This is a genomic window from Dyadobacter sp. LHD-138, from assembly GCF_030929615.1.
Classification (GTDB): domain Bacteria; phylum Bacteroidota; class Bacteroidia; order Cytophagales; family Spirosomataceae; genus Dyadobacter.
The window spans coordinates 119,839-131,480 of the sequence record NZ_JAVFVU010000027.1; the positions used below are offsets into that span (position 1 = coordinate 119,839).

Sequence of the window (11,642 nt, forward strand, 5' to 3'; positions counted from 1 at the left end):
TTTTGATGCGGCTGTAACACTATTTAACACAAAATACCAGTGCTTAACATAGCTTCGCCGCACCTTTGGAACATCAAAACTAAACAAGAGAATGCTATGAAAATCAAACTATTGCTGGCTGCATTGTGGCTGGCCGCCGGGCAGGCTTATGCGCAGTTTTCGGGACAGATCAGCTACGAGATCGTCCGCAAGATCGATCCTTCGCAACTGAAGATGGTCATTAATGGCGAGCCCGTTAAACCAGGTGACCCGAATTTCCCGACTGACATTCCGGATTCGCGCACGTTTGGGCAAAAGTCGCTTTTTGACGGAAATTATGTCAGAGAGGTTTTGGATGATCAGAATACAATTGTAAGCCGCGTTTTCCCCGATGGCGGGCCTCCCAGAACGACCAATCTGGGTCGGCCATTTGATGAATATAAATGTGTAGACCTGGCAGGAAAAAAGGTGATCACGTTTTTGAGCATGAAAGGTCCGGAGGCAAAAACGTATAAAAGTGAATCTGCAATTGAGCCTGTTCCCGGCTGGGAGCTCACCGACCAGACCAAAAAAATCGCAGGTTACCCATGCAAAAAAGCCACTGTAAAGTTCAAAAACGAGTCTTATGCCGTCTGGATCACCGAGGAGTTGCCCGGAACCTACTCGCCGGTGCACGAGTTGACGCCGGAAAAAGGTGTAGTACTATTAATTGAAAGTGCGCGGGAACAATTCAGGGCAACAAAAGTGCAGTCCAAAATGGTAAATCCCACAGACGTGAGGCCGCAGGCGGGCGCACAGCAAATTTCCAAAGAAGAGCTAAATGACATGCGTGAAAAAGTGCTGGCCGATTTTCGTCAGCAGAAAATGATGCCGGGAGACGGTGGAAGGTAACATGATGAGAATCAGTATACTATTAGCCATCCTTATCCTGATGCATCTCGCCGCCGCCGGACAGAAATCCACTGTCCGAGCGGAAGTGTCAGGCATTGTTCTCGATTCGGTCAGCAAAAAACCTTTGCGCACGGCCTCCGTATCCCTGCTCACGCAGCGCGACTCTGCTTATGTTAGTGCAAATGTTACAGACGGAGATGGAAAGTTCCGCCTCAAAAATGTCTCTGCTGGGAGTTACCGTTTGCTTACCACCTTTATTGGTTATCGTAACAAATCTGCGTTCTTTGAGATCACCGGCAGCAATCCCGTCAGCCTCGATACATTATGGATGACCGAGCAGGGGACCGATTTACAGGAAGTGGTGATCAAACAGGAAGCGCCGCCAGTGAGCATTAAAGGGGACACGGTACAATTCAATGCAGACGCATTCAAGACCGAACCGAATGCGCAGCTGGAAGAGTTGCTCAAAAAATTGCCTGGTGTGGAAGTTTCACGTGACGGGGAAATCAAAAGCAATGGGCAAGCCGTGCGCCGGGTGTATGTGGACGGAAAGCCGTTTTTCGGGGACGATCCCAAAATGGCGACGCGTAATCTACCGGCCGACATTGTCGATAAGGTGCAGGTGTACGACCAGTCTTCCGACCAATCGCAATTCTCCGGCATTGACGATGGTGATCGCGAGCGGACGATCAACATTACGATTAAGAAGGACAAGGGAAAAGGTTATTTTGGTCAAAATGCAATTAGCGCCGGCCGGGATACGGAAACGAACGTAATGCGTTATCAGGGAAAGCTGAGCCTCAACCGATTTAATAACCGAAATGGCGGGCCTGGCAGGCAGATATCGCTGGTTGGTCAGGCTAACAATCTGAATCAGCAGAATTTCTCACTCGGCAACGGCAATCTGCCCGGTGGCGGAATGGGCGGGCAGATGTTCATTGGTCAGTCGGGTTCTTTCGGAAATGAAAATGCCCAGTCGTCGGCGAACATTACAGAAGTTCGGGCGGGGGGAGGCAACTACCGGGCCGAGGGCAAGAAAGTGCGTTATGGAAAACGGGCGGAAATATCGGCTAGCTATTTTGCCAATCAGGCGATCACAACCACCGATCAGAAAAACCGGCGCGAATACATTCTTCCCGGCCAGTCTTTTTTTACAGATCAAGCCAATTCTAACCGAAACGAAGCATTCAATCAGCGATTTAACGGACGATTTGAATTTCAGCTGGATTCATTGACGAGCATTCGTCTCACTCCGAACATTTCATGGCAAAATGTACGCTATAACAGCAATTTGAGTAATCATTCCTACTCCACGGACGGCGACTCTTTGAATGCGGGGGAAACGCATTACCGCTTGACTGGGAACGGTTTAAACGGCTATAACAACCTTATATTCATGCGGAAATTCGGGAAGCTGGGCCGGACATTGTCCGCAAACCTGAATACGATTTTGTCAAATGGGCGGAATACAGGCTACAATCAGTCTCGAAATGTCTTTTACGATTCGCTGGGTTTGGAAAAAATAGGTAACGAAATTGACCAGCAAAACCGACAGAACAGTTTTTCGGTACAAAACAACCTGAGTTTTTCCTTTACAGAGCCGCTTTCATTTCGTCAAAAGCTGGAAGTAAGGTACGCCTGGCTGAATAATCAAAACCGTCAGTCCCGGTATGTTTTTGATAAAAATGAGGAGACTAATAGCTATTCATTTCCTGATTCCATGTTGACCAACCGTTTTGCGGGAACATTTGTGGCGCATAAAGCGGGCGCAGCGTTACAGACACAGCGGCTCAGGTTCAGCTACACGCTGGGTTTTGATCTGCAGAGCTCCCTGCAGGTTTCCGATAATTTGTCAGAAGGTTCACGCATTGACAAGCAGTATTTTCACTGGCTGCCCAATGCATTGTTCAGCTATACGTTTTCGGGCAACCGCCGCGCGCGGCTGCAATATCGCACGCGCATTGCCCCGCCGAGTGTGACGCAGTTGCAGCCTGTGATCGACAATACCAATCCATTGGACGTCAAAAACGGTAATCCTGGGCTCCGTCCCGAATATTATAATACACTGACACTTACCTACAATAGCTCGAAAAACAGCGGCGAGCGCAGTCTTTTTGTTTTTGCAAATCTCAATCAGAGCAACAGTCGGATCAACGATGCGAGCTCGATCAGCGCTGAGGGCGCCCGCTTTTCCAAACCCATTAATACGCAGGGTTTCTTGGCGCTGAACAGTTTTGTATCGTGGAGCAAGCATATTCCTGCGTTAAAATTTAGTTTAAGCCTTCATACACAGGTCAATATGTCCGCTGGGCAAGGTTTGATCAATAACCTTAAAAACGAGGCGAAAACGACCTTGCTAGGCCAGGGAATTCGCATACAATCGGCTTTTGATGGAAATGTGGACTACGGGTTTGGTGCGCGGCTCAATTATCAGCAGGCGAAATATTCGCTTTTGCCGCAGCAGAATGCGCAGTACTGGTCGCAATATCTGACGGCGGATCTGCACTGGCGGCTTCCATTCAATTTTGTACTCAGTACTGATTTGACTTACACCGGAAACACGGGCCGCACTGCTGGTTTTAACCAAAAATTCACACTCTGGAATGTTGCATTATCCCGCCAGTTTTTAAAGGGGAAACAAGGTGAAATAAGGATCAATGTATTTGATATCCTGAACCAGAACCGCAGTCTGTCACGTAACATGACGGAGACTTATGTGGAAGATCTGCAGAGCGTTGTTTTGAGACGATATTTTCTGGTGAGTTTCGTATATAACCTTCGGAAGTTCGGGATTTAGTGGTTGCTTATTTTCCATTTCTACTTTTCTGGTTGTCGGAGAATTGGCTAGCGTTTTTCCAGGAATATTTGCTTGATGTCACGATTGAGGCCTTTCCACAGCATTCGGTTGTTCGAATAATCAATTTCGATGGAATAATTTTCTCCGGTCAGGCCCAGGTCACGGAAGAAAATTTCATCATCTTTCCATGGCCTCGATCCTGTCGGAAAGTTTGTTTCGAATAAAGTAAATGCTTGCGGGCCGGTTTTCTTCACAATTCTTTCAGCGGAGGCCATCATCCGGAATGTCACTGGCCATGTTTTTCCCTGCAAAAACAGCTCACCCTTGCAAACAGGATAGCGGCTGTCTTCTTCGCGGGATATACTGTTAATCTGTAATTTAGCAAAGTCCTTAAAAATCGTATCTCTTTTTACTGAGCCTGTTGGATTGCTGTATTTAATGTCAAACTCAACTTCCCGGAGATTCCACCTGCCATACATGCGGCTTACGAGCGAATCCATGATCTGGACGGTGCCTTTGTCAAAATCCACCGGTTTTTCAGATTGTTGGGGCTTGCAAAAACAGGGCAAGACAGTAAGTATGAGCGCAGCGTTTAGTATTTGTTCTTCGTAAGCATTTGGATATTTGGTCCCACCAAAATATAAAGCCGTATTGGGGAGATGTTAAAATTTCTCATATGCCAGTAATATTCAACATTAATTTGGACGGTAGTACTTCGATTGACATTGCCAGGAAATCGATGATCGCTAAGCAGTCTATAAGCCGTACTATTAAGGAACTGCAGGAAAAAGGTTTTGTCGTGACCAAGCCGATGAAACATGATAAGAGAACTTCTGGAATTATCCACAGAAGGCAAACAGTTTGTATTGGATGCCAGCGACACAGCCGTCAGCTTGCAGGAAAGTTACAAGCAACTCATAGGAGCCGAAAAGCTTACGATCGCCGACGTGATTAACAAGATTATTGCTTACCACGAACAGCTTCAGGAAGAACAGGGAGGCTATGATTCTGAATAAACCAGACGAGATCTTCCAACTGAATTACGATTTAACTTGCGCGTAACTCAGTTGGAAAGAACAGGCATCAGGATGTTGCCGGAAATTATATTTTATTAAGGAATGAAGATAAATCGAGTTCGTCCTTCATTAATTTCTGCTGTTCGAGCAATTTTGTTTTCAGCTCTTTTAAAATATTTTTGCTCGTCGTCAGGTCAGAAATGTCGTGCATTTCTTCGGGATCTTGAAGGAGGTCAAACAAAAGGATTTTCGATGCAGCAGGGTAAATAATCATTTTGTATTTGTCCGTTCTGACCATGCGCTGCGTATTCATATAGCACCCATAAATATCCGAATACGGGCTTTTGGTCCTTTTGTCTCTGATTATCGGCAGCAGACTGTTGAAAAATACGTGTGCGGGTTTTTTGACGCCGGCCAGTTCATATGATGTCGCCATCACATCCTGCATGTATACATTTTGATCCCTTTTTTCTCCTTTGGGAATTCCGGGGCCATTTATCACCAGGGGCGGACGGACGCTGTGATCAAACATACTTTGTTTGCCCATGAGTCCGTGATGGCCAACCGAAAGGCCATGATCAGCAGTGAAAATGATATAAGTATTTTCCATTTTTCCACTCTTCCGCAGCGCATCCAGAATTCTGCCGACCTGCTCATCCATGTAAGAAATGCTTGCGTAATACTCCTGTATGTTCTTCCTGACCGCAAAAGGCGTTCTCGGAAATGGTGCGAGTTGTTCATCCCGCAGATCGGTACCGCATCCCATTTCAGTTTTATATGGGTAATCGTCCAAATAGCTTACCGGTAATTTTATCTGATCGACTGGATATTTATCTACCCATCTTTTGGGTGCCTGCCTCGGATCGTGTGGCGCATTGAATGCCAGATACATGAAAAATGGAGTATCTTTTTTAGATGCATCCGCTATGTAGCCGACTGCATCGTCCGCGACAACCTCACTCCAGTGCTTTCCGCCTTTCCAAAATCCCCCGTATTCCTCGTTCCATGGTTGCCAGGTCGTATCCTGCCGGGAAAGGGGACGGTTATAACCCTGCGGAGTCTGGTTGGGCATTCCCGGGCGAATGTTACTGGCATGATCAAAGAGTTTTTGAGCGTCGGTTGCCACATGCCACTTTCCCGTCATGTAGGTCTCATAGCCAACTTGTTTCAATTGCTGCGGCCAAAATCCGCGGGCTGCGACCAGGGGAGCATAATTTGCTTCCTGTTTTTTTGCATCCCATACCGACAAACCCGTAATCAGCATTGCACGGCTCGCGACACAGACCGCTCCGTGCCATGCACCCATATTGTAAGCATGGGTGAAGGTTGTCCCGTTTTTAACGAGACGATCCAGATTTGGCGTAATCACCTGGTCGTTTCCCAGCGCATGAACCGAGTTGAACCGCTGATCGTCCGTAAATATCAAAATGATATTTGGTTTGCTGTCATTTGATACTGACACGTTTTTTTGACGGCTTGCGCTGATTAAAAGTGTGAGCGAGAGATAGCCGCATACTTGCAAAAACAGAAGTGATTTTTTATGCATGTTTTTGAATTTGGTATTTATATCGGTTGCGTTATTTCAGTCAATTTATTTCCAACCCGGATTTTGTGTCAGATTTTTATTCAATGCCAGCTCATCGAGCGGCAACGGTAAAAAATAATTTTTTGATTCATCAAAGGTCCGTCCGTTCGGTAAAGATTTGCCATATGGTAAGATATAACCTTGATTATTGATGAAAATACTGCTTCCCACTACTGCTTTTGGGTACTGCTTTTGGACAAATTTCATCCCCAGGACTGTCTTGTTTAACAATTTGGCAGCTTTCCAGCGGAGGAGGTCATCAAATCTCATACCCTCAATTGCAAGTTCAACCCTGCGTTCACGCCTGATCTCATCGAGTAATACCGGTATTTCAGGGAAATCTGACTTCACGTCTTTGACCAGATTACCGATAACCATATCCGGCATGCCTGCTCTTTTTCGTAGCAGGTTGATCGTTTTGTTGATCACATCCTGGGAGGCCTTGCCAAGTTCAGCGTTGGCTTCGGCATTGATCAGCAGGACCTCCGCGTACCGGTACAAAGGAGCATCCATAATCCCATTTTGAATTCGAACATATTCTGTCTGATCGTTCATCCAGAACTTCTGGATCTGATAACCGGTTGGCACCGGACCAATGCCACTATAACCGGAGCCTGGTATTGCAGGGGCGCCAAAACCCGTTTGCATCGCTTTTCCGGGAAATACAATTGTTTGTGTCAATCGCGGATCCCTGTTGCTCATTTCGACCTGAATACTGTCATCGCCAGAGTAAAGAGAACTTTGAGAAACAGGCTTTCCATCCTTGCAGAGATAGGATTCAACCAGAGATTTTGACGCGCTCGTGTTAAAATTATTAAGCTGGACAGCATAGAGTGTTGCATTTCCCAGCAAGCCGGTTTCATAAGCCTTGTAAAGCAAAACTTCCTTATTTGTACTCAAATCAAGCGAATTGAACAATGCACTGTAATCCGTGGCAGTGTTTCCGGTGGAATGGAGCTGGTAATGTCCCTCACTGATCAGCTGATCCGAGGCACTTAATGCTTCCTGTAAAAATTTTTCTCCTCCAGCGATGCCGTGATATTTCCGGAATGTCCCCTCGAACAGACACAATCTTGCTTTTAGAATCAAGGCGACGTCTTTGTTGATTCGGCCGGGCTCCGATACACTTTTTGCGGGTAGATTCACAATCGCCATATTAATTGTATTCAGGATTGAATCCATAACCAGGGTGCGGCTATCCCTTGGTGCGAAGAGTTCAGGGGAATTGGTGTTCAGGTCTTTGGAAAGCCACGGCAGATCACCATAATCTTTGACCTTGTTAAAATAATCCCATACCTTAAAGAACCGAATTTCACCAGCATATCTGTCTTTCAATTCCTGGCTGATTGGTGTCTGATTATACCGGGCCAGAAAATAATTACATGACCTGATTAAAGCCCAATTCCAGCTCGTGCCGGCGGAAGTCGTCGGCACGATGTTTTTTCCCGCTGCGATCAGGTCGAAATTTAACGGAACCATGTTGTCGCTTTGGTTATCGCCGGAAATGATAGGGCTCAGGTTTGTGCCTGTCGAGTGGCCGGTAAAATTCGAGTACAACATGTTGGCATATTGTTTCAGCTCGTTTTCGTTGTGCCAAAAGTTACTTTCATTCAACGAATCAGTTGGATATCGATCCAGAAAGTCGTCGGAGCAGGAGACTGCAAACAGTGCGAAAAATGCAATTGTTACTTTTATATATTTATGATACATGATGTGCCTGATTTATAAAGAAAGCTGAATGCCAAATGAAATAACCCTTTGGAGTGGATAAAACATCCCCACATCACCTGTGTTGGTCACTGACGAGCCGGATGAAGAAACGGTCGGAGCTCCGGTAACTTCAGGATCGAAATTTCCCTTTAGTTTGGTGTACTCCCACAGGTTTTGTCCGGTTACATAAATCCGGACCTGGGAAAGCTTGATTTTTTCCAGCGCTTTTGATGGCACCGTGTAGCCAAGAGAGATATTTTTCAGGCGTAAATAGGCTGAACTTTGTATGTAGCGCGTTTGAGGCAAAATATTGAAAGTGGATCCGGCTTTGTAAATCGGATAGTAAGCATCAGGCTTGTCCTTTGTCCAGGAATCAAAATACACTTCTTTTGTTCCGACTGCGCCGGCGTTGTTGATCGCGCCCCAGAAATAACTCCCTGCGGGTATAAAGTCTCGTTTGCCAACACCCTGGAGAAGCAGGTTGAAATCGAAATTGTACCAGGACAAATTACCCGTTACGCCGTATTGATATTTTGGCGTCGTATTCCCGATAATTTTCTGATCGCCCGGATCTGAAACTGTATTGGCACCCCGGCTGATCACCTTGTCGCCGTTAAGATCCGCATACTGAACATCTCCTGCGCTCCATTTGCCGGCATTTCCCAATTGATCCTGATTTGCCTCGCCTGTCACTTCACCGCTGCTCTGGAAAAGTCCTGCGGTTTGGAAACCCCAGATTTCGCCTACCTTTTGTCCGACATAATAATTGGAATTATTCGTACTGATCAGCTTGTTGGGGTTGTTGTCAAATTTGGTGATTATAGCCTGATAATTGGACAGAACGAAACCGACATCGTAACGAAGCTTGTTTTCCAGCTGCTCTCCCCATTTGACGCTGAATTCGAAACCTGTTGTTTTCAATTCCGCTGCGTTTCGTTGGGGGACGGCGGTTCCGAGTACGGCTGGCAGCTTGTCTCCGGCGACAAGCATTCCTGATGTTGTTCTTTTATACCAGTCAAATCCAACATTTAGCTTGCCCCAAAGATTTGCGTCCGCGCCGAAGTCGATTGTTGAAACTTTCTCCCATGTAAGATCAGGACTTACCAAACCTGGCGCCGAGATTCCCAGTGGTAAACTGCCGCCAAGAATATGGCCAACCTGTTGCGTGATACCGAACAATGAAATGTAAGGGTAATAGCCATCTACCAGCTGGTTGCCGAGGCTACCGTAAGACGCTCTGAGTTTCAGGTCCTGCAAAACCGGCGATAGTGGTTTCATGAATTTCTCTTTCGATATTCTCCAGCCTGCCGACACAGAGGGGAAATAGCCAAATCTCCTGCCGGACGGAAACCGTGAAGTACCGTCGTAGCGGCTGTTAAATTCAATGAGGTATTTGCCCATGTAGTCATAATTAAACCTGGCGAACACGCCGCGAATAGCCCAGGATGCTTGCTGGTCGGTTGTTGTGACTGTGCCGGTCGCCAGATTGAAGACCGGTACACCTCCACTGATCAGGTCCTGTTTTTTGACTGCGGAGCTGGTCAGATTATACCATTCCTGGTTGTACCCGACCAAGGCGGATATAGCGTGTTTTTGACCTAAAACGGTATTGTAATCGGCATACAGGTTACCGGCGAAATAATCAGATGAGGAAAAATTTCTCTGAATAAATGAAGGAGAAGTACCAGAAATCTGTGGAATCCATGTGTCTCTGATGTAGGGAAAAGCAACCTGATTTTCCTTCGTATTTTGACGTACGGCGGTATACGAAAAGTTGCCACTGATTTTAAGGCCGTCTAATATTTCAGCATCAGCATTGACGCTGTAAACGCCGGTTGACGATTTGTTGATTTTCCGGGAGCCGCTTTCCAGGAAGTTAACAAAGCTTTCAGTTGCAATTCCTTCACCGACCGGTGAACCTGCGGGCGTTTTGGCGGGGAACAGAATTTGAGGCTCCCCACGCGTCATTTGTTCCCACCAGTCAGATCCTTTGTTGGGATATTTGTGTGGCTCGTCGTAGCTGGTAGATACGAAATTGACTTTGGCTCCGATTTTGAACCAGTTGGTCAGGTCTGTGGAAACATTGGTGGTAAAGTTGTATCGTTTGAAAATATCAGTCGCAGTTTTAAATAATCCGTTCTGATTTAGCATTCCGCCCGATACGTAATAAGAAGTTTTTTCATTTCCTCCATTTACGTTGATCGTGTGCGTCTGGCCGGGAGCCCATGACTGAACCATCGTTTTGATTACGTCAGGCGAAGCGTTCCAGAAAATCTTTCCGTTAGGAAGCAGGTGGTAACTGGGGTTATTCACCGGATCACTTCTATAAGCCTTCACCCAGTTTACCTGGTCGTCAGTGTATTTTTGCGTCCCGTTCAGATTAATCTGTGCAACGTTTTGCGATTCGAGATAATCGACTGTGTTCAGCAGATCCGGCAGATAAGTAGGCTTGTTGAACTGCATGCTACCCGAATAACTAATTTGAGGCTTTCTGTCTCTAGTTCCTTTTTTCGTCGTTACGAGTATCACTCCAAACGCGCCACGTGCCCCATAGATTGCGGCGGAGGCGGCATCTTTTAAAACCGTAATACTTTCTACGTCAGAAGGATTCAGCAGATTCATGTCCATTTGAATACCATCAACAAGTATCAGCGCCCCAGCTCCGCTCAACGAGGTGGTCCCGCGGATATTGAATACAGGATTCGCATTTGGATTACCATCTGGATTAGTGACGTTTAAATTGGGAATCAAGCCTTGCAACGCTTGTCCGAGCTTGGTTACAGGTCTGCTCGTCAACTCGGATCCGCGTACCTGCGCAATGGCGCCTGTTACATTCTCTCTTTTTTTGGTACCATAACCCACTACAATGACTTCTTCCAGCGATTTATCATCAACCTGCAACTTTACCTCAAGTGTTGTTTCTGTCCCGACCACAATTTCTTTTGACAGATATCCCACAAAACTAAATACCAACACGGAATTTTCATGACTCACTTCCAATTTGAAAGTCCCATCCGGATTTGAAATGGTACCCAGCTGTGTCCCCTTCAATACTATGCTTACACCTGGAAGTACTTCACCTTTCTCGTCGGTTATTTTTCCCTTTACAGATATGTCCTGCGGTGCGACTACGCTAATTCTATTTGCAAGTAAAGTTCTCACTTTATCTTCCATTGCCAAACTTTGTGTGGCCCCGTTGATTAAGTGCAGCTGGTTCAGTTCTCTCCTATACTCCGGAATTTCACTTTTTCGTTTTACTACAATGGTTTTATCGTAAATTACGTATGACAGAGGCTGGTCCCGAAACGACTCGTCCAAAATTTGCTTTAGAGACGCATCCTTAAGATTTATGCTAATCTTTTTAGCGTTTTTAATCATGTCGAGATCACATACAAATAAATAATCCGTCTGTTGGCGAATGGACCGTAGTACTTCAAGGACCGTTGCATCCTTTTTCCGAAAAGATACCTTCTGTGCATAAGAATTCTCCGCAATGACCTGCAGTGTGGTAACCAGGAGTATCAATGCCGATAACTTCATAGCTCGAATTGTTTTCCTCAGCAATGGAATGGATATCCAGACCGCACACACCAAACGATATTGTGTATACGTATCCCTGAGGTCGGTTTTGACCTTGTATAAAAACTTCATACTTTTGTAATAT

At 46.0% G+C, this 11,642-nt stretch carries 7 protein-coding genes and 1 pseudogene; 4 read left to right on the forward strand and 4 right to left on the reverse strand.

Annotated elements, in window-relative coordinates; all coding sequences use genetic code 11:
* The first annotated feature begins 96 nt into the window (after positions 1 to 96).
* Positions 97 to 870, forward strand: a complete 774-nt coding sequence (locus tag RB622_RS19495; RefSeq protein ID WP_308048289.1) for a GLPGLI family protein — start codon at positions 97 to 99, stop codon at positions 868 to 870.
* 1 nt (position 871) lies between these two features.
* On the forward strand, positions 872 to 3,667 hold the full coding sequence (locus RB622_RS19500; protein ID WP_308048290.1) for a TonB-dependent receptor: 2,796 nt from the start codon (positions 872 to 874) through the stop codon (positions 3,665 to 3,667).
* Between the two features lie 47 nt (positions 3,668 to 3,714).
* On the opposite strand, the gene RB622_RS19505 is transcribed toward RB622_RS19500, so the two are convergent.
* Positions 3,715 to 4,197, reverse strand: coding sequence for a hypothetical protein (locus RB622_RS19505; RefSeq protein WP_308048291.1), 483 nt, complete (start codon positions 4,195 to 4,197; stop codon positions 3,715 to 3,717).
* Positions 4,198 to 4,343: 146 nt separating this feature from the next.
* Here RB622_RS19505 and RB622_RS30375 point away from each other — a divergent pair.
* Both RB622_RS30375 and RB622_RS19510 read left to right on the forward strand, forming a co-directional pair.
* Positions 4,344 to 4,442: pseudogene (locus tag RB622_RS30375) on the forward strand (hypothetical protein); the annotation flags it as partial.
* Positions 4,443 to 4,485: 43 nt separating this feature from the next.
* Complete coding sequence (locus tag RB622_RS19510; protein ID WP_308048292.1) at positions 4,486 to 4,683, forward strand: hypothetical protein; 198 nt, start codon at positions 4,486 to 4,488, stop codon at positions 4,681 to 4,683.
* An 85-nt stretch (positions 4,684 to 4,768) separates the two neighbouring features.
* Here RB622_RS19510 and RB622_RS19515 read toward each other — a convergent pair whose 3' ends face one another.
* The 3 genes from RB622_RS19515 to RB622_RS19525 are packed head-to-tail and all read right to left on the reverse strand — an operon-like array spanning position 4,769 to position 11,629.
* Complete coding sequence (locus tag RB622_RS19515; protein ID WP_308048293.1) at positions 4,769 to 6,229, reverse strand: sulfatase-like hydrolase/transferase; 1,461 nt, start codon at positions 6,227 to 6,229, stop codon at positions 4,769 to 4,771.
* A 45-nt stretch (positions 6,230 to 6,274) separates the two neighbouring features.
* Complete coding sequence (locus RB622_RS19520; protein WP_308048294.1) at positions 6,275 to 7,978, reverse strand: RagB/SusD family nutrient uptake outer membrane protein; 1,704 nt, start codon at positions 7,976 to 7,978, stop codon at positions 6,275 to 6,277.
* A gap of 12 nt (positions 7,979 to 7,990) precedes the next feature.
* Positions 7,991 to 11,629 (reverse strand): TonB-dependent receptor, encoded by a 3,639-nt coding sequence (locus RB622_RS19525; RefSeq protein ID WP_308048295.1) that lies wholly within the window; start codon positions 11,627 to 11,629, stop codon positions 7,991 to 7,993.
* Positions 11,630 to 11,642 lie beyond the last annotated feature (13 nt).